At 65.0% G+C, this 24,772-nt stretch carries 29 protein-coding genes; 7 read left to right on the top strand and 22 right to left on the bottom strand.

Annotated elements, in window-relative coordinates; translation table 11 throughout:
* Positions 1-45 precede the first annotated feature (45 nt).
* The 12 genes from ACZZ0O_RS21050 to ACZZ0O_RS20995 form a co-directional block, all read right to left on the bottom strand.
* Positions 46-315 carry an HPr family phosphocarrier protein gene (locus ACZZ0O_RS21050; protein WP_005913389.1) on the bottom strand — a complete coding sequence of 90 codons (270 nt, stop codon included), beginning with the start codon at positions 313-315 and terminating at the stop codon, positions 46-48.
* Positions 308-700: a PTS sugar transporter subunit IIA gene (locus tag ACZZ0O_RS21045; RefSeq protein WP_055849544.1), complete on the bottom strand. Its 393-nt coding sequence runs from the start codon at positions 698-700 to the stop codon at positions 308-310. Before ACZZ0O_RS21045 ends, ACZZ0O_RS21050 begins: the two co-directional genes overlap by 8 nt.
* 490 nt (positions 701-1,190) lie before the next feature.
* Complete coding sequence (gene rapZ / locus ACZZ0O_RS21040) at positions 1,191-2,063, bottom strand: RNase adapter RapZ (RefSeq protein ID WP_055849548.1); 873 nt, start codon at positions 2,061-2,063, stop codon at positions 1,191-1,193.
* Positions 2,060-3,010, bottom strand: a complete 951-nt coding sequence (hprK, locus tag ACZZ0O_RS21035) for an HPr(Ser) kinase/phosphatase (protein WP_055849551.1) — start codon at positions 3,008-3,010, stop codon at positions 2,060-2,062. The genes rapZ and hprK overlap by 4 nt, the downstream gene beginning before the upstream one ends.
* Entirely contained in the window at positions 3,007-3,465 is a 459-nt protein-coding gene (locus ACZZ0O_RS21030) for a PTS sugar transporter subunit IIA (RefSeq protein ID WP_115513513.1), read from the bottom strand. Before ACZZ0O_RS21030 ends, hprK begins: the two co-directional genes overlap by 4 nt.
* Positions 3,466-3,486: 21 nt before the next feature.
* On the bottom strand, positions 3,487-3,804 hold the full coding sequence (gene hpf, locus ACZZ0O_RS21025; protein ID WP_011037930.1) for a ribosome hibernation-promoting factor, HPF/YfiA family: 318 nt from the start codon (positions 3,802-3,804) through the stop codon (positions 3,487-3,489).
* Between the two features lie 87 nt (positions 3,805-3,891).
* Positions 3,892-5,331, bottom strand: coding sequence for an RNA polymerase factor sigma-54 (locus ACZZ0O_RS21020; RefSeq protein ID WP_323537455.1), 1,440 nt, complete (start codon positions 5,329-5,331; stop codon positions 3,892-3,894).
* A gap of 40 nt (positions 5,332-5,371) precedes the next feature.
* Positions 5,372-6,091 (bottom strand): LPS export ABC transporter ATP-binding protein, encoded by a 720-nt coding sequence (lptB, locus tag ACZZ0O_RS21015; RefSeq protein WP_055849562.1) that lies wholly within the window; start codon positions 6,089-6,091, stop codon positions 5,372-5,374.
* On the bottom strand, positions 6,091-6,645 hold the full coding sequence (gene lptA / locus ACZZ0O_RS21010) for a lipopolysaccharide transport periplasmic protein LptA (protein WP_463591756.1): 555 nt from the start codon (positions 6,643-6,645) through the stop codon (positions 6,091-6,093). Before lptA ends, lptB begins: the two co-directional genes overlap by 1 nt.
* A complete protein-coding gene (lptC, locus tag ACZZ0O_RS21005; protein ID WP_115554277.1) occupies positions 6,623-7,198 on the bottom strand; it encodes an LPS export ABC transporter periplasmic protein LptC in 576 nt (191 codons plus the stop codon). Before lptC ends, lptA begins: the two co-directional genes overlap by 23 nt.
* Positions 7,195-7,743: a KdsC family phosphatase gene (locus tag ACZZ0O_RS21000; protein WP_055849574.1), complete on the bottom strand. Its 549-nt coding sequence runs from the start codon at positions 7,741-7,743 to the stop codon at positions 7,195-7,197. The genes lptC and ACZZ0O_RS21000 overlap by 4 nt, the downstream gene beginning before the upstream one ends.
* Positions 7,744-7,791: 48 nt before the next feature.
* On the bottom strand, positions 7,792-8,793 hold the full coding sequence (locus ACZZ0O_RS20995; protein WP_115528567.1) for a KpsF/GutQ family sugar-phosphate isomerase: 1,002 nt from the start codon (positions 8,791-8,793) through the stop codon (positions 7,792-7,794).
* A gap of 53 nt (positions 8,794-8,846) precedes the next feature.
* On the opposite strand from ACZZ0O_RS20995, the gene ACZZ0O_RS20990 reads away from it, so the two are divergent.
* The 3 genes from ACZZ0O_RS20990 (at position 8,847) to ACZZ0O_RS20980 (ending at position 10,805) form a co-directional block, all read left to right on the top strand.
* The gene (locus tag ACZZ0O_RS20990; protein WP_017157709.1) at positions 8,847-9,074 is read left to right on the top strand and encodes a BolA family protein; all 228 of its coding nucleotides are present in this window, start codon (positions 8,847-8,849) and stop codon (positions 9,072-9,074) included.
* Positions 9,075-9,210: 136 nt separating this feature from the next.
* On the top strand, positions 9,211-10,485 hold the full coding sequence (murA, locus tag ACZZ0O_RS20985; RefSeq protein WP_463591755.1) for a UDP-N-acetylglucosamine 1-carboxyvinyltransferase: 1,275 nt from the start codon (positions 9,211-9,213) through the stop codon (positions 10,483-10,485).
* Entirely contained in the window at positions 10,482-10,805 is a 324-nt protein-coding gene (locus ACZZ0O_RS20980; protein ID WP_055849585.1) for a hypothetical protein, read from the top strand. The genes murA and ACZZ0O_RS20980 overlap by 4 nt, the downstream gene beginning before the upstream one ends.
* A gap of 846 nt (positions 10,806-11,651) precedes the next feature.
* Here ACZZ0O_RS20980 and ACZZ0O_RS20975 read toward each other — a convergent pair.
* The 6 genes from ACZZ0O_RS20975 to purM all read right to left on the bottom strand — a co-directional run bounded on the left by ACZZ0O_RS20975 (position 11,652) and on the right by purM (position 16,136).
* A complete protein-coding gene (locus tag ACZZ0O_RS20975; RefSeq protein WP_115554275.1) occupies positions 11,652-12,335 on the bottom strand; it encodes a DUF3108 domain-containing protein in 684 nt (227 codons plus the stop codon).
* A gap of 2 nt (positions 12,336-12,337) precedes the next feature.
* Positions 12,338-13,168, bottom strand: a complete 831-nt coding sequence (locus tag ACZZ0O_RS20970) for a DUF3108 domain-containing protein (RefSeq protein WP_115528564.1) — start codon at positions 13,166-13,168, stop codon at positions 12,338-12,340.
* Between the two features lie 65 nt (positions 13,169-13,233).
* Positions 13,234-13,902 carry a phosphoribosylglycinamide formyltransferase gene (gene purN / locus ACZZ0O_RS20965; RefSeq protein ID WP_463591754.1) on the bottom strand — a complete coding sequence of 223 codons (669 nt, stop codon included), beginning with the start codon at positions 13,900-13,902 and terminating at the stop codon, positions 13,234-13,236.
* On the bottom strand, positions 13,889-14,506 hold the full coding sequence (locus ACZZ0O_RS20960) for a DUF2238 domain-containing protein (protein ID WP_463592504.1): 618 nt from the start codon (positions 14,504-14,506) through the stop codon (positions 13,889-13,891). Before ACZZ0O_RS20960 ends, purN begins: the two co-directional genes overlap by 14 nt.
* 22 nt (positions 14,507-14,528) lie before the next feature.
* On the bottom strand, positions 14,529-14,987 hold the full coding sequence (locus ACZZ0O_RS20955) for a hypothetical protein (protein WP_115528563.1): 459 nt from the start codon (positions 14,985-14,987) through the stop codon (positions 14,529-14,531).
* Positions 14,988-15,002: 15 nt separating this feature from the next.
* Complete coding sequence (gene purM / locus ACZZ0O_RS20950) at positions 15,003-16,136, bottom strand: phosphoribosylformylglycinamidine cyclo-ligase (protein ID WP_463591753.1); 1,134 nt, start codon at positions 16,134-16,136, stop codon at positions 15,003-15,005.
* A 22-nt stretch (positions 16,137-16,158) separates the two neighbouring features.
* Here purM and ACZZ0O_RS20945 point away from each other — a divergent pair, with 22 nt between their 5' ends.
* Genes ACZZ0O_RS20945 through hda form a run of 3 tightly spaced genes read left to right on the top strand, consistent with a single transcriptional unit; the run spans position 16,159 to position 19,135 of the window.
* Positions 16,159-17,271 carry a DUF2066 domain-containing protein gene (locus tag ACZZ0O_RS20945; protein WP_323519692.1) on the top strand — a complete coding sequence of 371 codons (1,113 nt, stop codon included), beginning with the start codon at positions 16,159-16,161 and terminating at the stop codon, positions 17,269-17,271.
* A complete protein-coding gene (locus tag ACZZ0O_RS20940) occupies positions 17,268-18,437 on the top strand; it encodes an AI-2E family transporter (protein ID WP_463591752.1) in 1,170 nt (389 codons plus the stop codon). Before ACZZ0O_RS20945 ends, ACZZ0O_RS20940 begins: the two co-directional genes overlap by 4 nt.
* A complete protein-coding gene (gene hda, locus ACZZ0O_RS20935; protein WP_115513501.1) occupies positions 18,434-19,135 on the top strand; it encodes a DnaA regulatory inactivator Hda in 702 nt (233 codons plus the stop codon). The genes ACZZ0O_RS20940 and hda overlap by 4 nt, the downstream gene beginning before the upstream one ends.
* A 683-nt stretch (positions 19,136-19,818) precedes the next feature.
* Here hda and murU read toward each other — a convergent pair.
* From murU to ACZZ0O_RS20915, 4 genes are all read right to left on the bottom strand, one after another.
* Positions 19,819-20,529, bottom strand: a complete 711-nt coding sequence (gene murU / locus ACZZ0O_RS20930; protein WP_463591751.1) for an N-acetylmuramate alpha-1-phosphate uridylyltransferase MurU — start codon at positions 20,527-20,529, stop codon at positions 19,819-19,821.
* On the bottom strand, positions 20,526-21,545 hold the full coding sequence (locus ACZZ0O_RS20925; RefSeq protein WP_463591750.1) for an aminoglycoside phosphotransferase family protein: 1,020 nt from the start codon (positions 21,543-21,545) through the stop codon (positions 20,526-20,528). Before ACZZ0O_RS20925 ends, murU begins: the two co-directional genes overlap by 4 nt.
* A 48-nt stretch (positions 21,546-21,593) precedes the next feature.
* Positions 21,594-21,866 (bottom strand): GlsB/YeaQ/YmgE family stress response membrane protein, encoded by a 273-nt coding sequence (locus ACZZ0O_RS20920; RefSeq protein ID WP_005993264.1) that lies wholly within the window; start codon positions 21,864-21,866, stop codon positions 21,594-21,596.
* Positions 21,867-22,191: 325 nt separating this feature from the next.
* A complete protein-coding gene (locus ACZZ0O_RS20915) occupies positions 22,192-23,685 on the bottom strand; it encodes a M20 family metallopeptidase (protein WP_463591749.1) in 1,494 nt (497 codons plus the stop codon).
* 157 nt (positions 23,686-23,842) lie between these two features.
* Here ACZZ0O_RS20915 and ACZZ0O_RS20910 point away from each other — a divergent pair, with 157 nt between their 5' ends.
* On the top strand, positions 23,843-24,217 hold the full coding sequence (locus ACZZ0O_RS20910; RefSeq protein ID WP_005993268.1) for a ComEA family DNA-binding protein: 375 nt from the start codon (positions 23,843-23,845) through the stop codon (positions 24,215-24,217).
* Positions 24,218-24,772: the final 555 nt, after the last annotated feature.

Below are 24,772 nucleotides of genomic sequence, written 5' to 3'. Positions count from 1 at the left end.
GCAGCGGCGCCGTGTCGGTCGCAACGGCGCCGACGCCGCGCATGCTCAGCTGTCCTCGTCGAAACGACGCTCGAACAAGTCCACCAGGGCCTGCAAGGCCTCGGCTTCGTCTTCGCCATCCAGGCGCACCACCACGCTGGTGCCTTGGCCGGCGGCCAGCAACATCACGCCCATGATGCTCTTGGCGTTCACCTCGCGGCCCTTGGCCGCCAGCGTGGCGTTGCTGCGATAGGACGACAGCGTCTGCACCAGCTTGGCGGTTGCCCGCGCGTGCAGTCCAAGTCGGTTGGACACAATGAGTTCGCGTTCAAGCATCGTCGATGATCGCTCCGTTGCGGGTACCGGCCGCCGCGGTGGCGGGCAGCTCCTGCAAACCTTGTTCGGGGTAATTCATCACCCGCAGCAGCATCGGCAGGCTCAGCGCGGACACCCGGCGAACCGGCGTGCCCAGCTTGGCCAACCGGCTGGCGAGATTGCTGGGGCTTGCGCCGTACAGGTCGGTCATGACCAGCACGCCGTCGCCGCTGTCGACCCGACGCATCGCCGTCGAGGCCTGGGGCAACAATGCGTCCAGGTCTGCATCGAACGGCACATCGAATGCTTCGGTCTTCAGCGGCAAATGCCGCAACAGCCCCGTCGCCACGTTCAACAACGCTGCGCCGATGCCGGGATGAGTAATGAGGAGAATGCCACAGGCCATGCCGAAACGTTAACAGGTCAGCGTGACCGCGCGATAGCGTTTACCTGCACCGATGCGTTGCGAACTGAATAGCCGTTTAGGACCGCAGCAACAGAGCGCGTGCGCGGCGCGCAACGAGCGCGTTGCAGCGGCTGTGACGAATGATCCATGACGCGCATCAGGTCGCTGCCGAACGCACAGCAAGCGAGCACTGCAGTTCGCACTTTGCGGAGCAGTGCACGTCCAGATAAAGGATGAGGCCTGCAGGTTTTGCAGCGCGCGCGCATGTCCAAGCACCTGCAATCCGCGATGCCGCATGAAGACTAGGGAAGCCGCAACAAAGCGCGCCAGCTATATCCAGTCCCGCGATCCACGCCAACGACGCGTAGGCAACGCGTCAACCCCCAAAGAAACCTTCCAAGCCAGCTTAGTCAAATTCGTCACAGCACGCAGGACATCGCCTTATCGCTTTGACCAATCCCCAATCCCGAATTCCAAATTCCGGCCCCAATCAGTCCTGCTCGCGATGAAACGTGGCCACTTCCGGCCAGCCCTGTTCGCGCGCATGCCGCGCCATGCGTTCGGCCATGTACACCGAGCGATGTTTGCCGCCGGTGCAGCCGAAGGCGATGGTCACGTAGCTGCGGGTATCGTTGCGCAGCCGCGGCAGCCAGGTATCGAGTAGGTCCACGATCTGCGCGCTGTAGCGCTGCACATCCGCCTCGTTATCCAGATAGTTGCGCACCCCGGCATCGCGGCCGGTGAGCGGTCGCAGTTCCGGGTCCCAGTGCGGATTGGGCAGCACGCGCGCATCGAACACGAAGTCGGCTTCGGCCGGCACGCCGCGCTTGTAGGCGAACGATTCGAACAGCAGCGACAGACGGTCGTTGGAGCCGAGCGCAAACTCGGTGACCACGCGGCGACGCAATTGATGCACGTTGAGCGTGCTGGTATCGATGATGGCGTCGGCCTGCGCGCGTAGCGGCTCGGTCAACTGCCGCTCGCGCGTGATCGCCTCCGGCAACGCCAGGCCGAGATGGCTCAGCGGATGACGGCGACGGGTGTCGGCATAGCGTTTGATCAGCGCTTCATCGCTGGCTTCGAAAAACAGCAGGCGTGCCTCGATGCCGTATTCCTGCGCGGCCTGGCGCCATTGCGCCAGCTGGGTGAGGTCGCTGCGACTGCGCACGTCGATACCGACCGCCAGGCGCTGGTCGCCGATCGGGTTGCCGCGCAGGCGGCTCTTGACGAAGTCCGGCAGCAGCTCCACCGGCAGATTGTCCGAGCAGTAGTAATCCAGGTCTTCGAAGGTTTTCAGCGCGACCGATTTGCCCGAGCCGGACAGCCCGCTCACGATCATCAGCGTGGAGGGCGTGATGCTCATGGCGTGCGTCGCTCCAGCAGGTTGCTGTGGCGGGCGATGAACATCGCCGCCGGGTCGATGCCCTTGGTGCGCAGGATGTGCAGCCGGGTGGCGGCCTCGGTGAGTACGGCCAGGTTGCGGCCCGGCATCACCGGCAGGGTGATCAGCGGCACATCCAGATCCAGCACGTGGCGGCTGCCGGAATCGCCGGTCAGGCGCTCGTAGCCGGACGGCATGGGTTCGGTCATCGGCCGGGTCAGGTGCACGATCAGGCGCAGGTATTTGTTCTTCTTCACCGCGGTGTCGCCGAACATGTCGCGCACGTTCAACACGCCCAGACCGCGCACTTCCAGCAGGTCCTGCAGCAGTTCGGGGCAGGTGCCATCGAGCACGTCAGGAGCGATCTGGGTGAATTCCGGCGCATCGTCGGCCACCAGGCGGTGGCCGCGGCTGAGCAGTTCCAGCGCCAGCTCGCTCTTGCCCGAGCCGGCTTCGCCGGTGATCAGCACACCGATCGAATAAATTTCCATGAACACGCCATGCAGCGTGACCCGCGGCGCCAGCGTGCGCGCCAGGTGGTAGGAGAGGTGATTGAGCAGCTCATGGCCGCGCTTGGGCGAGATCCACAGCGGGGTGTTGGACTCATCGGCCGCCGCGCGCAGATCTTCCGGGCACGACTGGTTCTTGCTGATCGCCAGTGCCAGCGGCTGCACCTGGATGATCTTCTCGATGGTTTCCCAGCGCTGCCGCGCATCCAGCGAATCCAGCCAGGCCAGCTCTTCGGTGCCCAGGATCTGCACCTTGTTGGGATAGATCACATTGAGATAGCCGGCCAGCGACGGGCGGCGGGCATTGTTGCTGCCGGCCTCGATCTCGCGGTGCTCGCCTTTCTGCCCGGCGACCCAGCGCAGCGCCAGCTTGTCGCGCTGCTGGTCGAACAATTCGCGTGCGGTGATGCTGGTATTCATGCCGCGCTGGCCTGTGGTGGAGGCGCATCGGTGAGCAGGGCCATCAGCGCGTCGGCATCGGGCGCGGCGCGCAGCTGCTGACGGAACTGCGGGTCGGAAAAGCGCTCGGCCAGTTCCGACAACAGCATCAGGTGTTGGTGGGTGTAGTGCGCAGGCACCGCCATGGCGAACACCAGATCCACCGGTTCGTCGCCGCCGAACGCGACCGGGGCGTCCAGCCGCAGCAGCGCGCCGCGGGGTTCGGTCAGATTGGGGCAGCGTCCATGCGGAATGGCGATGCCATGGCCGATGGCTGTACTGCCCAGGGCCTCGCGCTCGCACAGGTTGGCGTAGAGCTCGTCGGCGCCGGCCTGTCGGCAGGACAGTAACTCGGCGGCGGTGTGCAGGACGGTGTCGCGATCGGCGGCCGGCGACACCACGGTGCGCACGGCCGCCATCAGATCGGTTAAAGGCATGAGGGCATCAAGCGGGAAGCGTCATGCGGGATTGTCGCGCACCTCGCGTGCGTGGTGGTTACATTTCTTTTCTTTGTGCTTGAGCACCAGGCGGTCGAGCTTGTCGACCAGCAGGTCGATGGCCGCATACATGGTGGAACCGCTGGCATCTGCGTGCAGGGTGCGACCGGGAAGGTTGACGGTGGCGACCACGTGGTGGTCCGGCTTGCGAACCGCCAGCTGCGTTCTGACTTCGCAGTGCTGGTCGAAATGGCGCTGCAGTCGCTGCAGCTTGCTTGCCACGTAGTCCCGCAGGGCGGGGGTCACTTCAAGCTGGTGGCCATACGTCTCGATGCGCATCGGATACCTCCATTGGTCGGTGGGCCAATGAACCGTTCCGGTGATCCGACTAACCCGGCGCAGGCCGGCGTTGCGGTGGTTGCAACGTCAGGCGATGCGTACGCGTTCGTGGGAAGCGGAAATGTTCATGGCCTCACGATACTTCGCAACGGTGCGCCGCGCCACTGGTACGCCGGAAGTTTTCAACAGATCTGCCAACTTGGCGTCCGACAAGGGTTTGCGCGGGTTTTCTGCGTCGATCAGGCGCCGGATCATGGCCTGGATGGCGGTGCTGGAGGCTTCGCCGCCGCTGTCGGTGTCGATGCCGGAGGCAAAGAACGAGCGCAGCGCGATGGTGCCGCGCGGGGTGCGCACGTATTTGCGGGCAATGGCGCGGGAAATGGTGGATTCGTGCAGGCCGAGCTCGCCGGCGATCTCGCGCAGGGTCAGCGGGCGCAGCGCCTGCGCGCCGAATTCCAGAAACCCGGCCTGGTGCTGCAACAGGCAACGCACCACCCGCAGCAGGGTTTCGCCACGGGCTTCCAGGCTCTTGAGCAGCCAGCGGGCCTCCTGCAATTGCCCGCGCAGATAGCCGGCGTCGGATTCGCCGCAGCTGCGGATCAGGTTCTCGTAGCCACGATGGATGGTGACCTTGGGCTGCGAGCGGCCGGCCAGCGACGCGCGCCAGACGCCGCGCTGGCGCCAGATCACGCAGTCGGGCACCACGTAGGTGTCCTGCGACAGGTCGCCGATCTGCTTGCCCGGGCGCGGGTCCAGCGATCGCACTAGCTGCACGGCCTGTTCGACATCGGCGGCCGAGCGCTTGAGTTCGTGCGCCAGGCCGGGCACACCGGCGCGCGGCAGCCGTTCCAGCGGGCCGGCGACGATCTGCAGCGCCAGGTCGCGCCCCGGGATGGCCGGGTCGAGCACCGCCAGCTGCAGCGCCAGGCACTCGCCCAGCGTGCGCGCACCCACCCCGACCGGGTCGAAACGCTGGATCTGATGCAGCACGGTCAGTACTTCCGCCTCGTCCACCGCAGCGCCCAGCGCCAGTGTTTCGAGAATGGCCGACAGCGGTTCGCGCAGATAACCGTCTTCGTCCAGCGCATCGATCAGCATTGCGCCAATCTGGCGGTCGCGTGGCGACAACGGCGACAGATGCAGCTGCCACAGCAGATGGTCGGCCAGGGTTTCTGATTCGGCCACGCGCTCGGCGGCATCGCCGGACTCGTCATCGTCGAAACTGCCGCCGCTGCCCGAGCCGGTCCACTGCAATTCGTCCTGCGACCAATCGTCGTCGCGTTCGGCAGGTGCCGGTTCTTCGCGCTGGGGTTCCTCGCTGGACGAGGACGACGAGGACTCCACCGGTGTGTCGCCGGCCGCATGCGCGGCTTCGTCGGCCCATTCCAGCAGCGGGTTGGTTTCCACCGCTTCGGCGATTTCCAGTTCCAGCTCGGTGGTGGACATCTGCAATAGCTTGATCGCCTGACGCAATTGCGGCGTCATGACCAGCTGCTGTCCTAGCGATGTCTGAAGCCGGGCTTTCATGCAGGCACTGACTGGAAGAATCGATGGCGCGGCGACGCGCTCAAAGGCGGAAAGTTTCCCCCAGATACACGCGACGGACGTCGGGATTGGCTAGCAGCGCGTCCGGTGCCCCCTGCGCCAGCACGCCCCCCTCGGCGAGGATATACGCGCGGTCGCAGATTCCCAAGGTCTCACGCACGTTGTGATCGGTGATCAGTACGCCGATGCCGCGTTCCTTGAGGTGAATGATGATGCGCTGGATCTCGCCGACCGAAATCGGGTCCACGCCGGCAAACGGTTCGTCCAGCAACATCATGCGCGGCTTTGCGGCCAGCGCGCGGGCAATCTCGCAGCGGCGGCGCTCGCCGCCGGAGAGGCTGGCGCCGAGCTGATCGGCCACGTGGGTGATCTGCAATTCTTCCAACAGCGAAACCAGTTCCTTCTCGCGGCCGGCGGTGTCCAGTTCCTCGCGCAGCTCCAGCACCAGCCGGATGTTGTCGGCCACGGTGAGCTTGCGGAAGATCGACGGTTCCTGCGGCAGGTACCCCACACCGAGCTTGGCGCGAGCGTACATCGGCTCGGCGGTAAGGTCGCGTCCATCCAGTTCGATGCGCCCGGCGTCGGCTTCGACCAGGCCGACGATCATGTAGAAGCAGGTGGTCTTGCCGGCACCGTTGGGGCCGAGCAGGCCAACCACTTCGCCGGCCTCGAGCGTGAGGCCGAATTCCTTGACCACTTCGCGTTGCTTGTACTTCTTGCGCAGACCGGTGGCGACCAGCATTACTTCTTCCCCTGCGGCTTGGCGGCAGGCTTGGCGGCCGGTGCCGGCGTTGCCGCGGCGGGGGCTGCATTCTTGGGCTGGATGATGGTGCGCACGCGGCTGCCATCGCCGCCGCTCTGCATATTGCCGGTCTTGGTGTTGTAGACCATGCGCTGGCCGGCGTTGGTGCCCTTGGGTGAGTCGACCTTGTAGTTGCCGGTCAGAATGATGATCTCGTCGGCGACCTTGTATTCGATGTTGTCGGCCTGGCCGTTCATCATCGCGCCGTCGTCCATCTGCTGCTTGAGCGTGGCCTGCTTGCCGTTAAGCACGACACGGTCGGTCTGGCCGTTCTTCTGGAAGATGTCGGCGGTATCGGCGTGGATTTCCAGCGTGCCCTGGGTGATCACCACATTGCCGCTGAAACGGCACTTGCCGCTGTCGTCGAGCATGTTGCAGTCGTTGGCATTGGAGTCGATCGCCATCGGCTGATTGCGGTCGCTGGTCTTGGCCATCGCCATGGCGGGCAACAGCAGCGCGGCAAACGCCAGTTTAGCGGGCAGCATTAGGTTCATAGCGGGTCTTGACCTGAGAAAGGAGCTTGTACTGGCGTGATTTGAGATCGGCCTCGAAGCCGACCCCGCTTTGCATGATACCCGGCCGGCGCATGGTCACCGGAGCAGCGGTCTTGGCGAGGTTTTGCTGCGGAAACACGTCCAGACTCTCGGTGCGGAAGGTGGTGGGCGGCGTCGCGCCAGCGGTCGGGCTGTCGCCTTCGACATCGCCGCGCAAGCGCAACTCGTCGCCCTTGGGGCTGACCCAGCCGGTTTTGGCGCGCAGCGTCCATGGCTGATTGGCGTTGTCGGGCAGCAGAAACACCGGCGTGGTGATGTCGGAGGTCTGATCGGCGCGATTGCGGTGCATTTCCGGCGCGCGCAGCGTCATCGATTCCTTGCCGCTCTGCTTGTCCAGCGCGATCAGTTCGAAGTCGCGCAGCACGTAGTCGACCTTCGACTCGTCCACCGCTGCGGCAACCGGGCGCGCGCGTTGCTGCCATGCCGACCAGCCGGAGATGGCGGCCGCAGCAAACAACACGACGCCTAGCGTGGTGCGCCAGTTCAAGTTCATGCGGAAAACCTTTCGATGATGCCCTCGACCTGGCCTTGCGCGGCGAGCACCACATCGCAGACCTCACGTGCGGCGCCTTCGCCGCCACGGGCCTGGGTGTGCCACTGCACGCGCTCGGCGATCCAGGGGTGTGCATTGGCCGGTGCCACCGGCAGGCCGACCGCCAGTAACGCCGGCAGGTCGGGCAGGTCGTCGCCCATGAACAACACCTGGTCCAGCGACAGGCCGTGTTCCTGGCACAGCGCCAGCACCGCCAGGCGCTTGTTCTTGACCCCGATCTGCACGTGCAGGCCCAGATCCTGGCCGCGCTTTTCTGCCGACAGGCTGGCGCGCGCGGTGATCAGCGCCACGTGGATGCCGGCATGGTCCAGCTGTTTGAGGCCCTGGCCGTCGAGCACATTGAAGGACTTGCTCTCGTTGCCGGCGTGGTCGTAGTACAGGCGCCCGTCGGTCAGGGTGCCGTCGACGTCGAAACAGGCCAGGCGGATACGCGCGGCGCGTTCGATCAGCTCGGCGGGGAGGTGCTGCAAAGGAGAGTAGGGCATCGGCACGAATGGGTGAGAACGGGGTTCCGCGGTTGAAAACTGAACCTGTTAAACCACCTTGGCGCGCAACAGGTCGTGAATGTTCAATGCGCCGACGGCGCGCTGCTGCGCGTCCACCACGATCAGGCCATTGATCTTGTAGTCCTCCATCAGCCGCGCGGCCTCGGCGGCCAGCTGGTCGGCGCCGATGGTGCGCGGGTTGCGCGTCATCACCTCGGCAATGCCGGCGCTGCGCACGTCGATGTCGCTGTCCAGCGCGCGGCGCAGGTCGCCGTCGGTAAATAGCCCGATCAGGCGACCGTCGTTGTCGACCACCGCCGTCATGCCCAGGCGCTTGCGGCTCATTTCCATCAGCGCCTGGCTCAGGCTGGCATCTTCGCGCACGCTGGGCAGGTCATCGCCGCCGTGCATGACGTCGGTGATGTGCAGCAGCAGGCGCCGGCCCAGGCTGCCGGCCGGGTGCGAGCGCGCAAAGTCGTCGGCGGTAAAACCGCGCGCATCCAGCAGCGCCACCGCCAGCGCATCGCCCATTGCCAGCGAGGCAGTGGTGCTGGAGGTCGGCGCCAGGTGCAGCGGGCAGGCCTCGGCGGAGACGCTGACATCCAGGTGCACGTCGGCGGCCAGGGCCAGACTGGAGCCGGGGCGGCCGGTCATGGCGATGATCGGGTTGCCCTGGCGCTTGAGCACCGGCAGCAGCATGCGCACTTCGTCCGATTCGCCCGAATACGACAGCGCCAGCACGATATCGGCCTCGGTGATCATGCCCAGGTCGCCATGCCCGGCTTCGCCGGGATGCACGAAGAACGCCGGGGTGCCGGTGGAGGCCAGGGTGGCGGCGATCTTGCGCGCGATATGGCCGGATTTGCCCATGCCGGTGGCCACCACCCGCCCGCGCGACGCCAGCACCAGCCGGCAGGCCGCGGCAAACGCGTTGCCGATGCGCGCGCCCACGCTGGCGAGGGCTTCACGCTCGATCTCCAGCACGCGCTGGCCGCTGGCGACCAGGCTGGCGTCGCTGACGGTGGCGGTGGGCAGGTGCGAGACGGCCATGCGGGACTCGGGTGAAGAGTAGAATGTGCGCTCATTTTATGAGGAAACGCCCTGTGGACGCCGAAACCATCCGTAAACTCATCGAATCCGGCTTGCCCGAAGCCCGCGTCGACGTGCACGGCGACGACGGTGTGCACTTCGAGGCGACCGTGGTCAGCCCGGCATTCGCCGGCAAGGCCCCGTTGGCGCGCCACCGCATGGTCTACGCGACCCTTGGCGATTTGATGGGTGGCGCGATCCACGCGCTGCAGCTCAAGACGCTGACCCCCGACGAAGGCTGAGCGGCGCCGTCGGGCAGACCGGCCCCGGCCGCACAGTGCCGCCCGGGGCCGCGCCGTCCGGCACGCCGTTGTCTCAGCTCTTAAATTCCGCGATATCTCATTCCCCCGACATCTCTTTCGGATCTCCCAAGCTCCCATGGCAAAAATCGTAGTGACCGGCGGCCAAGCGCTGCATGGCGAAGTCAATATTTCCGGCGCCAAGAACGCAGTGCTGCCGATCCTGTGCGCCACCCTGCTGGCCGATGCGCCGGTGGAAATCAGTAACGTGCCGCACCTGCACGATGTGATCACCACGGTGAAGCTGCTCAGCGAGCTGGGCGCCGAGGTCACCATCGACGAAGGCACGCTGGCCAAGGGCCGCTCGATCCTGGTCGACCCGCGCTCGGTGACCCATCAGGTTGCCCCGTACGAGCTGGTCAAGACCATGCGCGCCTCGATCCTGGTGCTGGGCCCGCTGCTGGCGCGCTACGGCACCGCCGAAGTGTCGCTGCCCGGCGGTTGCGCGATCGGTTCGCGCCCGGTGGACCAGCACATCAAGGGCCTGCAGGCGCTGGGTGCGGAGATCAGCGTGGAGAACGGCTACATCAAGGCCACCAGCAATGGGCGTCTGAAGGGCGGCCGTTACGTGTTCGACATGGTCAGCGTCACCGGCACCGAAAACGTGCTGATGGCCGCCGTGCTGGCCGAAGGCACCACGGTGCTGGAAAACGCGGCGATGGAGCCGGAGGTCACCGACTTGGCCGACTGCCTGATCGCGCTCGGTGCGCAGATCGAAGGTGCCGGTACGCCGCGCATCGTGGTGCACGGCGTCGAGCGTCTGGGGGGCGGGCACCACGCAGTGCTGCCGGATCGCATCGAAACCGGCACCTTCCTGGTCGCTGCGGCGATGACCGGTGGCAGCGTCACCGTGCGTCGCGCGCGTCCGGACACCCTGGATGCGGTGCTGGACAAGCTCACCGAAGCCGGCGCCGCCATCACTACCACCGCCGACAGCGTCACCCTGGACATGCACGGCAAGCGCCCGCGCGCGGTCAACCTGACCACCGCGCCGTACCCGGCGTTTCCCACCGACATGCAGGCGCAATTCATGGCGCTCAACTGCGTGGCCGATGGCGTGGGCGTGATCAACGAAACGATCTTCGAAAACCGCTTCATGCACGTCAACGAACTGCTGCGCCTGGGCGCGGATATCCAGGTCGAAGGCCATACCGCCATCGTGCGCGGCGCCGAACGCCTCAGCGGCGCGCCGGTGATGGCGACCGATCTGCGCGCGTCGGCCTCGTTGATCCTGGCCGGGCTGGTGGCCGATGGCGACACCACCATCGATCGCATCTACCACCTGGACCGTGGGTACGAAAACATCGAGGAGAAGCTGGGGGCGCTGGGTGCGACCATCCAGCGCATCGCATGATCCTGCGCGGGCGCTTCACCACCCGACGCAAGATCCTGCTCGGCGTGATCGTGCTGATCCTTGCGTGGCTGGCCTACGCCTGGAGCGTGGGCATGGCCATCACCCAGGGCGTCGAGTTCAAGGACATGGACTGGAACGGCGACGGCAACGCCAGCCGCAACGAGATCGCGCAATCGTTCTACGCGGTGGCGGTAAAAAAGACCGTCGAAGGCAAGCGCCATTGCGATCTGTTCTATTGGCGCAAGAACGACGCGCAGATTCGCGTGGATTGCCGCACGGTGTTCAGTACCGGCGATGACAAGGCTGCTGCCAAGCCCTGAGAAGGGATAGGTGCGTGCGGATGGATCACCATTGGAGCAAGTGATAGGTCAGCGCGGACAGATCACTTGTGGAGCGGCTGATCTGCGGCTTCGTTGCAGGGTCCTTGCCCGCCCACCGTCGCGGGACACGCTGCAAGTACGTCCTTGTAAGCTCTTACGCGGCATCCATGCCGCGTAAGGGCCCGCGACGCTGGGCGGGCAAGGACCGGTCGGGATGGTCGGTACGCATGATTGCAAGCAGTGCATGACGTGCTTTTGATGCGCTGGATCTCATGTAGTTGCAGCCGTGCTCGCAAGCCAATGCAACCCGCGAGATGGCAACCTTTTACTTGGCTACCGATCAACTTCCCGGTGCGGTGTCCTCGCCGCTTGCGGGACCGTGTGGCGGCATGGATGCCGCCACCGAGCCTCCAAGGAAGGATTCACGGCGTGTCCCGCGAGCGGTGAGGGCATCGCGCCCTCGACGCCGCGAGTTTGCTGCAGAGCCCTTACCCGCTCACCATCGCAGGACACGCTGCAAGTACGTCCTTGCAAGCTCTTATGCGGCATTGCATTGATGCCGCGTAAGGTCCCTCGGCGGTGAGCGGACAAGGACCTGTCGAGATGATCGGTGTGCATGTTTTCAACAAAACAACCGACTAACTCTCTGGCGCGGTGTCCTCACCGCTTGCGGGACCGTGTGGCGGCATGGATGCCGCCACCGAGCCTCCAGGGACGGATTCACGGCGTGTCCCGCGAGCGGTGAGGGCATCGCGCCCTCGACTCAGTAAGCGTTTGACTGCACTAAATGACTTTACGACCGGGACTATGGTGGCAATCAGTCCTTTGGTCGACGGTTTGACGCGCTCAGCGCAGCGACTTGATGGTCAGGTCCAGCGCGTCCTGGCCTTTTTCCTTCTGCAACAGACGCGCCGGCACCGGCAGGTCCTTGACCACCCAGGCGATCAATTCCTTGTCGCCATCCACGCGCGACACCTTGGTGGCCTGTTCCTGCTTGCCGTTGACGGTGATGGTTTCCTTGCCGATTACCTTGTAGCTCATCGGCTTGATGCGGCCCTCGTCCACCATGCGGTAGTTGAGCGGCTTGCCGGCGGCCACATCGCGGGTGATCGCCAGGTTGATCAGTAGCGCGTCCATATCGCCAGGCTGCAGTTTGACCGGGCCGCGACGGTCCGGCTTGATATCGCCGGCCCACGTCGCCTGGCTGGTTTTCCAGTCGTAATTGGCGGTGACGTTGCGGCGCTTGACCATCATCGACGAGGTGTCGTTGCTGCTGACCGGGCGCAGCTGGCCACTGGTTTCTTCGAACACCGTGCTCTGGGTCAGATTGGCCAGCTGGTTCTGGATGGTCAGCGTGTAGCGCCACTGGTTGGCGCCGGCCGCGGCCAGCGTCATCGTGCCGTTGGCCTGCATGCCCATGTAATTGGCGGAGTAATCGGCCTGGAATGGCTGCATCGCGAATGCCGGCAGGCTGGCTACGGCCAGTGCGGCCGCGGCGATCAAGGCGCTGGTGCGAGAGAAGGTTTTCATGGTCAGACTCCTTGGTATTCGACCAGGCGGAGATCGACCTGATCCTCACCTTTGTCACGTTGCAGGATGCGCACCGGAGTCGGAACCCCGTTGGCGATCCAGAGGATGGTTTCGTTGTCGCCGCTGTTGACGCGGTATACGCGCAACGCGTCGTAGCTCAGGTCGCCAACCTGCACCACTTCGGTGGTGTCGGCGGCGCGGTAATCGTATTTGCGCACCCGGCCCACATCGACATAGCGGTAGCTCAGGCTGCGGCCGGGCTGCGCATCGCGCATCAGCGACAAATTCAACGACAGTGCGCTTTGATCGCCGTGCTGCAGTGGAATGGGTTGCTGACGCTCTTTCTTCAGGTCGCCGTCCCACTGCGCGGTGCCGGCTTGCCAGTTGTAGACGCCGGTGACTTTTTTGCCGAAGAACATCGCCTTGCGCACGGTGCTCTGGCTCAACGGCACATAGGTGTCGCCATCGACGCGAAACACCGTGCTCTGTTCCAGGTTCAAGCCCAGGATGCTGGCGAAGCCCTTTCGGCCGCGGACCGACATGTCGATGCGCCACTGGCTGCCTTCGCCGTGGCTGACCTGCATGGTGGCATCGCCCGCCTCCTTGCCGCGGTAGAACGCCTGGTAGGTCGCCACGAAAGGCTCCAGCGGCGGCGGCGTCCAGGTGCTTGCCGGCAGCGCGGCTGCAGCCGCGGGGGCAACCGGCGGAACAGGCGTGGCAGGTGTTTGCGCGGCAGCTGCCGACGGGGCCGCTGCCTGTTGCGCACGGCCTGCGCCGGCCTGGCAAAGCAGGGCCGTGGTCAACAGCGCGGCGGCGATCGGGATGGCTTTCATGCGCGGGAGCTGAGGCACGGGGCCACAAGGATGTCCGAGACGGGATGAGGGGGGCGTATCCGCATTCAGGCGAGCGCGGCGTCAGCGGACTCTAGTCGTAGTGGCGTAAACAGGCACTGACCGTCGACATGCACCGCATCGCCGTCCACCTGCAGGCGTCCGCTGGCCAGTAGGTCGAGTGTGGCGAGCAGCAGCGGGTGCTCGCGGGCCAGAACGCGTGCGGCCAATTGCTCGGCGCTGTCGCCGGGGAGCACCGGTACGCGGGCCTGTGCGATCACGCTGCCGGCATCCAGTTCGGGTACCACCAGATGCACGCTGGCGCCGTGCTCGGCATCGCCGGCCTCCAGCGCGCGCGCATGGGTGTGCAAGCCACGGTACTTGGGCAGCAGGGACGGGTGGATATTGAGCATGCGCCCGGCAAAGCGCCGCACCAATGGCTCGCCCAGAATGCGCATGTAGCCGGCGCAAATGATCCAGTCCGGCTGTACGGCGGCGATGGCATCGCCCAGCGCGGCGTCAAAGGCGTCGCGGTCGGCGAAGTCGCGCGGGCTGGCGCTCCAACGGCGCGCTGCGTCCATTTTTTGAAGCGCTGGCGCCTGCGGACGGTCGGAAAATACCCCGACCACTTCTGCGTGCAAGCGCCCGCTGGCGATCGCGTCAAGGATGGCCTGCAGATTGCTGCCGCGGCCGGAGGCCAGCACGGCCAGGCGCAGGCGGGGATCAGTTGCGAGCATTGAACAGTGTCCTCACCGCAGGGTAGGCCGCCAGGCTGCCGAGGGTTGCCAGCAGCATGTCTGTATGTGCGTCCCAGGGGTCGCCTTGCTGGCCGTTGTAGGCCTCGGCGGCCTGTGGCGACAGCAACAGCGCAATGCCCCACTCGAACCACTCGTAGACCAGGCTGACGCACATGATGCTCATCACCGTCAGCGCAAAGGCCTGCCGCAGTGTCAGCCGTGGCCACAGCCGCAACGCCAGTTGCGCAATGGCCGGCGTGAAGCACAGCCCGAACAGCAGGTGGATCAAGCGGTCAAAATGATTGCGCGTCCAGCCGAACGTGGCGCTGGGCGACCAGTACACTAACTGCATGCTCCATTGCTCGTAGGGCACGTTGGAATACAGCCAGCGCGCGCCGATGCAGTGCAATCCGATAAACACGCAGATCGCCACGAAGGCGGCGTTCTCCAGCGGCCAGCGACGGTCGGCCCACACCAGTGCGATCAACCCGATCACGGTCAGCGAACTATGCAAGGCCTGCTCGACCGGCCACAGCGGTGCGATCCAGCTCGCCAGGAACACCGCGATGGTGACGGTCAACGCAGCCGGTTTGGCGCGGCGCAGGGTCCGGGTGATCACGTAGCTCTCAGGCGGCGGTTGCGGCAGGGCCGAACAGTGCCTTGACCTGAGGGCGCAACAAGGTGACCAGCGTAAAGACGCCAAGCACGGTGCCAAACGGCATGAAGGAGCACGAAATGCCCGCCACGACCAGGCACAGCAGATGCCGCCGGCGCTGGGCGATACAACGGCCGGCATAGGCCATGAAGCCGGCCAGAGTCAGGCCGCAGATGATGATCGCGGCCGCAAACACCACGAAGATCCAGCCGAACATCCGCATCTCGTCCGGTGCCGTTTCGCCGTTGTTGCCGTTCATCGGCAAGTGCCCGGTGACGATGGCCAGCCCCATGAACAGATGGATCAGCGGAAACAGCGAAAACAACCCGGTGATGCCGGCCAGCACGTAATGAAAGATCGACAGCAGCTTGAGGTGCTGCAGGTCATCGGCGCTGGCCGGCGTCGGCAGGGCAGGTGTGAAAGCGTCCATGCAGGTCTCCTTGGCTCAGCCAATCCGCACGCGTTCGTCGCCATGCGCGGCGACCACGTGGCCAATGCGCCAATGCGCCAGCGATTGCGCGTCCAGCCCCTGTTCCAGCGTGGCGGCCTGCTCGGGCGAGGCGATCAGCACAAAGCCGATGCCGCAGTTGAAGGTGCGCCACATTTCGGCATCGGCCACCGCGCCTTCGCGCTGCAGCCAGGCGAATACCGGCGGCAAGGTCCAGGCGGTGGCATCGATGTCCAGGCCCAGGCCGTCGGGAACCACGCGGATGATGTTTTCGGTGAGCCCGCCGCCGGTGATGTGCGCCATGGCGTGGATCGTTTCGCCGTGCGACTTGAGCAACGCCAGCACCGGCTTGACGTACAGCGCGGTCGGCGCCATCAGTGCGTCGATCAGTTTGGTGCCGTCGTCCAGTACATGCTCTGCCGGCGCGCCGGCACGTTCGTAGATCTTGCGGATCAACGAATACCCGTTGGAATGCGGGCCGGAGGACGCGATGCCGATCAGTACATCGCCCTCGCGCACCTGCGCGCCGTCCAGCAGCTGCGACTTTTCCACCGCACCCACGGTGAAGCCGGCCAGGTCGTATTCGCCGGGCGGGTACATGTCGGGCATTTCGGCGGTTTCGCCACCGATCAACGCGCAACCGGATAGCTCGCAACCGCGCGCGATGCCGCCGACCACCGCTGCGGCGGTGTCCACGTCGAGCTTGCCGGTGGCGAAGTAGTCCAGGAAGAACAGCGGCTCGGCGCCCTGCACCAGCACGTCGTTGACGCACATGCCGACCAGGTCGATGCCGATGGTGTCGTGGCGGCCCAGTTGCTGTGCCAGTTTGAGCTTGGTGCCCACGCCGTCGGTGCCGGAGACCAGCACCGGCTCCTTGTATTTGCCCGACAGGTCGAACAGCGCGCCAAAGCCGCCCAGGCCACCCATCACCTCCGGCCGGAAGCTGCGCTTGACCAGTGGCTTGATGCGTTCGACCAGGGCATTGCCGGCATCGATGTCGACACCCGCGTCGCGGTAGGTCATGGGCGAGGGAGTGGAAGGCGTTGGGCTGGTCACGGGCGTGGGTGGCTCGGCAGTAAAGGCGGCGATTTTAACAGCCACGTTGGCGCTAGCGCCCCATTCGGGCAACAATTCACCCGGATACGCTTACACCATGGAACCGTCGATGCGCCGCAGTCTCGCTTTCTTTCTTGCCCTCGTGGTCGCCATGCCTGTGGTTCCGGCCTTTGCGCAGGCCGATCTGCGCACCGAAGGCGACGTCGCCAAGGCGCAAAGTGCCTACGACGCCGAAGTGCCGGTCAACAGCCAGGGCGAATCCGATCGCCCCGGTGCCCTGGCGCGCGCGCTGGGCGCCGTGCTCGGCAAGGTCTCCGGCGATCGCTCGGTGATGAGCCGCCCCGGCGTCCCGCAGGCGCTGCGCAATGCGCCCAACTACGTCGAACACTACGACTACCGCCAGGATCAGGGTACCTCGCGCACGGGTGCGCCGACCTTCCGCACCACCCTGGTCGCGCGTTTTCGCCAGTCCGATGTGGATAGCTTGATCGCCGCGCTGGGCCTGCCGGTCTGGCCGCTGCCACGTCCCAAGCCGGTGCTGTGGCTGGCCATCGATGACGGCAGCGGCCCGCGTCTGGTTGGCGTTTCCCAGGCCAATGCCGCACGCAGCGTGCTCGACCGTGCGATCGAGCGCGGCTACCGGCTCGGCCTGCCGGGCGGAGCGGCCGCCGAGCAGGCGCTGGCCGGTGCGATCTGGCGCAAGGACACCGCTGCGGTGTCGCGCGCTTCGGCTAAATACAGCCCGCCGATGCAGCTGATCGGCAAGCTCTACCGCAATGCGGCCGGCTGGACCGCCGACTGGGTGTTCGTGGACAACGGCAATGTGCTGTCGAGTTGGAGCAGCAGCGACGGCGATGCGCGCCGCGCGATGGCAGCCGGTGCCGATGGCGCCGCCGATGCCTTGGTCAAGCGCTACGCCAAGCGCGTCGATTCGGGGGTGCCGGGCGTGTACCGCGCAGTGATCACCGGCATCCACAGCGCCGACGATTACCTGCGGGTCGCCGCCGCACTGCAGAGCGTGTCGGTGGTACGCAGCATTCGCCCGGTCAGCGCCAACGGCGATCGCATGGAAGTAGATCTGGAACTGCTCACGGGCATTTCTGGGCTTAACCGTATGCTCGGCGACAACAGCCCCCTTGTGTCGGTCTCGGTACCGACTGAAGGCCCGATCATTCTCGACAACGAGCACGCCGAGTACCGCCTCAAATGACGTTAACTCCCGAAGCCGAAATCGCTTTATTCCTGCGTCGCCTCAAATGGGTGGCGGTCATTGTCGGCGTGCTGTGGGTGGTCTCGCTGCTGTCCCCGATCCTGACGCCGTTCGTGCTGGCATTGCTGCTGGCCTGGCTGGGCGACCCATTGGTGGACCGCATTGAACGTGCCGGCCGTTCGCGCAACATGGCGGTGGCGTTGGTATTCGTCTTGGCGCTGCTGCTGTTCGTGCTGGCGCTGATGATTCTGGTGCCGATGATCGAACGCCAGATCATGACCCTGATCGATGCCTTGCCGCAGATGCGCACCTGGGCAATCAGTACGGCCATTCCGTGGCTGGAAGCCAAGACCGGCGTGGAGCTGATGGGCTGGCTGGACCCGGAGCGTTTGATCGACTGGATCCGCAGCCACTGGGAGCAGGCCGGCGGTGCGGCCAAGACCTTCTTCGGCTACGTGTCGCGCTCGGGTTTTGCGATGGTGACCTGGGTGATCAACCTGGCGTTGCTGCCGATCCTGGCGTTCTACTTCCTGCGCGACTGGGACCGCTTGGTCGAGCGTGTGGCGGCGGTCATCCCGCGTGCCTACATCGGCACCGCGAGCCGGCTGGCGCTGGAATCCAACGACGTGCTGGGTGGCTTCATCCGCGGCCAGTTCCTGGTGATGCTGGCGCTGGGCGCGATCTATGCCACCGGGCTGTCCATCATCGGGCTCAACCTGGGATTGTTGATCGGCATCATTGCCGGCTTCATCAGTTTCATTCCGTATCTGGGGGCAACCACCGGCATCGTGCTGGCGCTGCTGGCGGCCATCGTGCAGGCGCAGGGGCTGGATCTGAAGCTGCTGATCGGCGTGGGCGTGGTGTTCACGGTCGGTCAGTTGCTGGAAAGTTATTTGCTCACTCCGCGCATCGTCGGCGACAAGATCGGCCTGCATCCGGTGGCGGTGATCTTTGCGGTGATGGCGGGCGGCCAGTTGTTCGGCTTCCTCGGCATGCTGCTGGCGCTGCCGGTGGCAGCGGTGGCCAACGTGCTGCTGCGGTATGCGCATGAGCAGTACACCCGCAGCGACCTGTATGCCGGCGAGCGTGCCGGCATCGTGCTGCAGTCCACCACGGCCGAGCGCAGCGTCATCATCGACCCGAGCAAGGACGCAGATCGGTCGTGAGCGTGCCGCAGTTGCCATTGGCGTTGCGCGCGCCATCCGATCAGCGTTTCGATAGTTACATTGCTGCGCCCGAGGGCCTGCTTGCGCAATTGCAGGCCCTGGCGGCCGGGCAGGTGAGCGATTGGCTCTATCTTGCCGGTCCCGCCGGCACCGGCAAGACGCATCTGGCGCTGGCGGTGTGCGCAGCGGCCGAGCAGGCCGGGCGCGCAACCGCGTATCTGCCGCTACACGCAGCAGCCGGCCGCCTGCGCGATGCGCTCGAAGCATTGGAGGGACGCAGCCTGGTTGCACTGGACGGCGTTGACAGCATTGCCGGGCAGCGCGACGACGAAGTGGCGCTATTCGATTTCCACAATCGTGCGCGCGCTGCCGGCATCAGCCTGCTTTACACCGCACGGCAGATGCCCGATGGCCTGGCGTTGGTGCTGCCGGATCTGCGTTCGCGGCTGTCGCAATGCATCCGGATCGGATTGCCGGTGCCCGACGACGCGGCGCGCGCCGCAGTGCTGCGCGATCGTGCGCAGCGGCGTGGGCTGGGGCTGGACGACGCGGCGATCGACTGGCTGCTGACGCACAGCGAACGCGAACTTGCCACCTTGGTAGCCTTGCTGGATCGGCTGGATCGCGAGTCGTTGGCGGCCAAACGCCGCATCACGGTGCCATTCCTGCGTCGCGTGCTTGAGGATCGCGGGGCGTAAGGCAGCGGGTCTGCGGCTGTCTTGCAGGTCGCTTGCCTGCCAACCATCGCGGGACACGCTGCAAGTACGTCCATCTAAGATCTTACGCGGCATCCATGCCTCATAAGTTCTCGCGAGGGTGGGCGGGCAAGGACTAGCCGAGGCAGTCAGTGCGTCGAGTTTTCAGCAAGCAACCAGCAACGCTCTAGCGCGGTGTCCTCGTTCTTCAAAAAAGCAGCCAACTGTCTGGTGCGGTGTCCTCGCCGCTTGCGGGACCGTTGGCGGCATGGATGCCGCCATCGAGCCCCCAGGGACGGGTTCACGGCGTGTCCCGCGAGCGGCGAGGGCACCGCGCACTCGACACTGCGAGTTTGCGGCAGGGCCCTTGCCCGCCCACCATCGCGCGACACGCTACAAGTACCTCCATGCAGGCTCTTGTGCGGCATCCATACCACGTAAGGTCCGTCAACGGTTGGCGTGCAAGGACCCGTCGAGATGGTCGGTGTGTGCGTGGTCGCGGTGCGGGCGGCCGCTAACGTGCGGTCTGATCAGCTCCTTTCGTCCAAGCGATGCCATTGCCAGTACGGACATCGCCTCACCCGTCGGCGAAGACGCATGCGGCAGACACGTTGCAACCAGCGAGCCAGCGCTAGAAGGTTTCTGTCGATGCGCTTGATGACGAGCGTTGCAGCAACGAGTTGCGATCAGCCGCCGTTGCGCAGTAACTGTGCATCCAGCTCTGCCAGACGCTGCGGCGTGCCGACATCGGTCCAGCGCCCGGTATGGTGGATGCCGTCGATCAGGCCTGCCTCCATCTGCGCGCGCAGGATCGGCGCCAACGCAAACCGCGGCGCCGCGCCGGTCTGCTCTGGCAACTGACCAATCACCGATTGCCAATCGTGCAGCAGCGACGGTCGATACATGCCGATGCCGGAATACGTAAGCGTTGCGGGCAGATCTGCGTGCACCTTGCCCTCCGCATCCAGCGCAAAATCAGCGCGCTCTGCATAAGCGGGGCGATCCACCAGCACCAGCTGCGCCAGTCCTTCCGGTGCATGCGACAGCCGGGCAAAGTCGAAATCGGTCCAGATATCGCCATTGACCAACAGAAACGGTGCATCGCCCAATAGCGGCAGTGCGTGCAGCATGCCGCCGCCGGTTTCCAGCGGCGTTGCGCCTTCATAGGAATACGTCAGACGCAGCCCGAACGCACCGCCGTCTCCCAGCGTTTGCGGAAAGTGCTCGGCCAGCCACGAGGTATTGATCACTACCTCGTCCACGCCCAACGCCGCCAGTTTGCGTAAATGCCAGACGATCAACGGCGTGCCGCCGACAGACAGCAAGGGTTTGGGCGTGTGCTCGGTCAACGGCCGCATGCGCTCGCCAAAGCCTGCTGCAAAGATCAGCGCCTTCATGCGTCCGCCTGCAGTGCGCGTGTTGCCAATGCGGGTTTGATCACCTCGTCCAGCAGCGCGATCAGCGGCGCCAGCTCGGCGTAGCGCGGCAGTACTTCGTCCAGATAGACGATGAAGCGCGGCACGTTGTCCAGATACCAATGCTTGCCATCGCGATGGCTCAGACGCGAAAAAATGCCCAGGTTTTTCAGATGCCGCTGCACGCCCATCCAGTCCGCGTCGCGCAGAAACTGCTGCAGTGGCGGCACCGGCAATCCGGCGGCCTGCGCACGTGCGTGATAACGCGCCAGCCAGCCGTCAACGCGTGCGATCGGCCAACTCACCGAGGTGTCCTTGAACAGACTGATCGGGTCGTAGGCGATCGGCCCGATCACGCAATCCTGAAAGTCCAATACTGCCGGGCCATCGGGCACCGGCATCAGATTGCGCGGCATAAAGTCGCGATGGGTGAACACGCGTGGCTGCGCCAGCGCGTTGTCCATCAAGCGCCGTTGCACCAGCTGCAACTGCTCGGCCTGGCCGCAGTCCAGCTGCACGCCAAGATGGCGACCCAGAAACCATTCCTCGAACAAGCCGGCATCGCGTTGCAGCAGCGCCTCACCGAACACCCCGCTGTCGGCAGGTGGCGGGATCTGTTGCAGCAACAGCAATTGCGCGATGGCGCCATCCAGCCGGGCGTCGGCATTGGCGTCGGTCAGGACCTGCGCCAGCGTCGGTACGCCCAGATCTTCCAGCAGCAGGAAGCCGATCTCCAGGTCCTGTGCCAGCACCTGCGGCACGCGGACTCCATGCGCGCCCAACACGGCATGCATGCGCAACCACGGCGCCACGTTTTCAAGCTGCGGTGGCGCATCCATCAGGATGCGATCGGTGCCGCGTCCCTGCGTGCGCCAGTAACTGCGAAAGCCGGCGTCGACCGACGCACGTTGCAATACCGCAGATGGGTCATCCAGTGCGTGTCGCGCCCATTGCAGGCGCAGCGCGTCGCGCGCAGGGTCAGAAGGCGATACCGTCATGTGTCGTGGTTGCGTAGTGAAGTGAGGACGAAGCGGGCAATGCAGCGGTCAGCGTTTGCTGCCGCTGAACAAGCGCAGCAGTGCAAGGATGGCGATGGCACCGAGCAACGCGCCGAGGAAACCGGCAGGCTCGCCTGCGTGGTACCAGCCCATGTAGCGGCCAAACCAGCTGGCTACCACCGCCCCGGCGATGCCCAGCACGATGGTCAGCAGGCAACCCAGGCGCTGCGTGCCGGGCGTGATGAAACGCGCCAGCAGCCCGACCACAAATCCCACCAGCAAAATGTAGAGCCAGCTGTCGCTACCAAACAAAGTGTTCATTGCAGCACCGAAGGCGAACGGGATCGGCAGACTAGCATTTCGGATGTCGGCGACTCGCGCTGCACGTACAGCGCGAGTGGTGCTGATGGGGTGCCTTCAGCAAATCGTTGCGTTGGGCATCGCCACAGAAACCCTGCCATGGAGTGACTGCCCAGACAGCCGCCGCCTTCAATCGCATGATCGAACACCCAGCCCCCGTCCCTGCGGGAGAGGAGCTGAGTGAGAAGACGCTGACCAGGTTGCCGATGCCGCGTCCTTCGCGCCAAACGCAACGCAATGCTTCACGTCAGGACACGCCCTCAACCCGTAGTCGTCTTTCGTCGACTCAACAGCAACCGTGTCCACCATGACGGGTACCGCTATCGGCCGCCACCGGCGAGCCGCTGGTTTCGCCGCGCAGGCAGGCCGCGTGATGCTCGGCGATCACCTTCGACACGCAGGCGGTGACACGCTTGCCCATCGGGATGTGCAGGAACTCGTTCGGGCCATGCGCGTTGGAATGCGGTCCCAGCACGCCGGTGATCATGAACTGCGCGCCGGGGAACTTCTCGCCCAGCATGCCCATGAACGGGATCGAGCCGCCTTCGCCCATGTACATCGCCGGCTTGTCGAAGAAGGCCTGGCTGGCATCGTCGATGGCCTTCTCCAGCCACGGCGCCATGGCCGGGGCGTTCCAACCGGACGATGCCTTTTCCAGCTCCAGCGTTACCTGCGCGCCATTCGGCGGGTCGCGCAGCAACGCCTGCTTGAGCAGCTCGCCGCAGGCCTTGCCGTCTGCGGTTGGCGGCAGACGCAGCGACAGCTTCACCGCGGTCTGCGGACGCAACACATTGCCGGCCGAGGCCAGCGGCGGCATGCCGTCCACGCCGGTGATCGACAGCGCTGGGCGCCAGGTCCGGTTCAAGACCAGCTCGGTGAGGTCGTCATGCATCGGCACCAGGCCATCGACCATCGGGAATTTGTCGAAGATGGCGGTATCCAGCGTCGCCGCTGCAGCCTTGGCCTGGGTCAGGCGCTCGGCCGGCACCTCCACATGCAAACCCTCCAGCAGGATGCGGCCCGTGGCCTCGTCTTCGATGCGCGACAGCAACTGCCGCAGCAGCCGGAAGCTGGACGGCACCACGCCGGACGCATCGCCGGAATGCACACCTTCTTCCAGCACCTTCACGCTGAGGTTGCCACCGGTCAGGCCGCGCAGCGAAGTGGTGCACCACAACTGCTCGTAGTTGCCGCAGCCCGAATCCAGGCATACCACCAGCGACGGCTTGCCGATACGCTCGGCCAGATGGTCCACGTAAGCGGGCAGATCGTAGCTGCCGGACTCCTCACAGGCTTCGATCAGCACCACGCACCGCGCATGCGACAGGCCCTGGGTGCGCAGCGCCAGAATCGCCGCCAGCGAGCCGAAGATCGCGTAACCGTCGTCGGCGCCGCCCCGGCCATACAACTTGTCGTCGCGCAGCACCGGCTCCCAGGGGCCCAGGTCGGCATCCCAACCGGTCATCTCCGGCTGCTTGTCCAGATGGCCGTACAACAACACGGTGTCGTCGCCGGACTCCGGGCCGGTGGCCGGGATCTCGATGAAGATCAGCGGCGTGCGGCCGTCCAGGCGCACCACCTCGACCTGCATGCCATCGATGGCTTGGGCGCGCGCCCAGGTTTCCATCAACGTGACAGCCTGCTCCATATAGCCGTGGGCCACCCAATCGGCGTCGAACATCGGCGACTTGTTGGGAATACGGATGTAATCGACCAGCTGCGGGACGATCTCGCGGTCCCAGGTATCGCTGATGAATTGGTCGATCTTGGCGCTGTCCATGAAGGCTCCGAATGCGTGACGTAATGACACATTCTACGCCCGGGGCCAGGGGTAGGTATTTCCCTACAAGGCGGCGCGCAGTTCACCTGCTGTGTGAAAAGTTCGTTGGCGATAGGATTGCTGCATGTGGCGCGGGACACTGGCTCCGCCGGCAGGAATGCTGGCTAGGACCATCACCCAAGCCACAAGGAGCGTTGCAATGAAGTCATTTACCGTAGTCCTGAAGTCCCTGCTACTGGCGTTGTTGTTGTCCTCGAATGCGTACGCGCTTGAGAAGGTCGATATCAACACCGCGTCTGCTGAGGAATTGGACAAGGTGCTGACGAATGTCGGGCGATCAAAAGCCGAGGCAATCGTTGAGCACCGTCAGGCAAACGGTCCCTTCAAAAGTGCCGAGGAACTGGCACTGGTCAAGGGCATCGGACTCAAGACGGTCGAACGGAATCGTGACCTGATCGAAGTAGGAGCCACGATGGCTCCCGCCAAGAAGGCTGCCAAGGGGGCGGCGGTGAAACCGGTGGGACGGCGTTAAGGGGAAGGGATCCGAGATACGGTTCGACGCGAGGATGCGTGGCCGCAACCTAACTGGACAGGATGTCCGGGGGATGGCTGGAAGCCGACAAGGACGTGGAATCGCCCGGTGTTGCACTTGGATGTGCAGCCGGGCGTTTTTCGTTTCAGGACGCGTTGATTCGATCTCATCGCAGCGCTGTTCCTGATGGGCAACGCCAGGCTTTGCGCTGACAACGGCCCGCACCCATATGCTTCGGCAAGTTGACGCATTGACGCGCGGACATCGCAATGTCCTGAGATCCTGAGATCCTGAGATCCTGAGATCCTGAGATCCTGAGATCCTGAGATCCTGAGATCCCGACATCCCGACATCCCGACATCCCGACATCCCGACATCCCGACATCCCGACATCCCGTTGAGCGTCGCGTGATGCAGCGAGGTCGATGCAGACCGCTATTGTCTGAGTGATCGAGGTGCCGGGGGCTCGAAACGCGAGGGCGGCTCGAGATGCCTGGTTTGCGTGCCGTCTGCGGATACCGCACGGTTGCAGCAGGGCTTGGGCGGCGGGCTTCG

Source organism: Xanthomonas sp. AC360 (genome assembly GCF_979258225.1).
This window is presented reverse-complemented; position numbering and strand designations above follow the sequence as displayed.

Coding starts and splice junctions, on each gene's coding strand:
- ACZZ0O_RS20920 (WP_005993264.1), bottom strand. CDS start 21,866: ATGAACACTTTGTTTGGTAGCGACAGCTGGCTCTACATTTTGCTGGTG.
- ACZZ0O_RS20970 (WP_115528564.1), bottom strand. CDS start 13,168: ATGAAAGCCATCCCGATCGCCGCCGCGCTGTTGACCACGGCCCTGCTT.
- ACZZ0O_RS20925 (WP_463591750.1), bottom strand. CDS start 21,545: ATGACGGTATCGCCTTCTGACCCTGCGCGCGACGCGCTGCGCCTGCAA.
- ACZZ0O_RS20955 (WP_115528563.1), bottom strand. CDS start 14,987: ATGGACGCTTTCACACCTGCCCTGCCGACGCCGGCCAGCGCCGATGAC.
- lptC (WP_115554277.1), bottom strand. CDS start 7,198: ATGAACTTGAACTGGCGCACCACGCTAGGCGTCGTGTTGTTTGCTGCG.
- ACZZ0O_RS20995 (WP_115528567.1), bottom strand. CDS start 8,793: ATGGCCGTCTCGCACCTGCCCACCGCCACCGTCAGCGACGCCAGCCTG.
- murU (WP_463591751.1), bottom strand. CDS start 20,529: ATGAAGGCGCTGATCTTTGCAGCAGGCTTTGGCGAGCGCATGCGGCCG.
- rapZ (WP_055849548.1), bottom strand. CDS start 2,063: ATGAGCATCACGCCCTCCACGCTGATGATCGTGAGCGGGCTGTCCGGC.
- ACZZ0O_RS20975 (WP_115554275.1), bottom strand. CDS start 12,335: ATGAAAACCTTCTCTCGCACCAGCGCCTTGATCGCCGCGGCCGCACTG.
- hprK (WP_055849551.1), bottom strand. CDS start 3,010: ATGAATACCAGCATCACCGCACGCGAATTGTTCGACCAGCAGCGCGAC.
- ACZZ0O_RS20980 (WP_055849585.1), top strand. CDS start 10,482: ATGATCCTGCGCGGGCGCTTCACCACCCGACGCAAGATCCTGCTCGGC.
- ACZZ0O_RS21020 (WP_323537455.1), bottom strand. CDS start 5,331: ATGAAAGCCCGGCTTCAGACATCGCTAGGACAGCAGCTGGTCATGACG.
- hpf (WP_011037930.1), bottom strand. CDS start 3,804: ATGCGCATCGAGACGTATGGCCACCAGCTTGAAGTGACCCCCGCCCTG.
- ACZZ0O_RS21030 (WP_115513513.1), bottom strand. CDS start 3,465: ATGCCTTTAACCGATCTGATGGCGGCCGTGCGCACCGTGGTGTCGCCG.
- ACZZ0O_RS20940 (WP_463591752.1), top strand. CDS start 17,268: ATGACGTTAACTCCCGAAGCCGAAATCGCTTTATTCCTGCGTCGCCTC.
- ACZZ0O_RS20910 (WP_005993268.1), top strand. CDS start 23,843: ATGCTGGCTAGGACCATCACCCAAGCCACAAGGAGCGTTGCAATGAAG.
- ACZZ0O_RS20945 (WP_323519692.1), top strand. CDS start 16,159: ATGGAACCGTCGATGCGCCGCAGTCTCGCTTTCTTTCTTGCCCTCGTG.
- ACZZ0O_RS21000 (WP_055849574.1), bottom strand. CDS start 7,743: ATGCCCTACTCTCCTTTGCAGCACCTCCCCGCCGAGCTGATCGAACGC.
- lptA (WP_463591756.1), bottom strand. CDS start 6,645: ATGAACCTAATGCTGCCCGCTAAACTGGCGTTTGCCGCGCTGCTGTTG.
- purN (WP_463591754.1), bottom strand. CDS start 13,902: ATGCTCGCAACTGATCCCCGCCTGCGCCTGGCCGTGCTGGCCTCCGGC.
- murA (WP_463591755.1), top strand. CDS start 9,211: ATGGCAAAAATCGTAGTGACCGGCGGCCAAGCGCTGCATGGCGAAGTC.
- ACZZ0O_RS20915 (WP_463591749.1), bottom strand. CDS start 23,685: ATGGACAGCGCCAAGATCGACCAATTCATCAGCGATACCTGGGACCGC.
- ACZZ0O_RS21050 (WP_005913389.1), bottom strand. CDS start 315: ATGCTTGAACGCGAACTCATTGTGTCCAACCGACTTGGACTGCACGCG.
- ACZZ0O_RS21045 (WP_055849544.1), bottom strand. CDS start 700: ATGGCCTGTGGCATTCTCCTCATTACTCATCCCGGCATCGGCGCAGCG.
- lptB (WP_055849562.1), bottom strand. CDS start 6,091: ATGCTGGTCGCCACCGGTCTGCGCAAGAAGTACAAGCAACGCGAAGTG.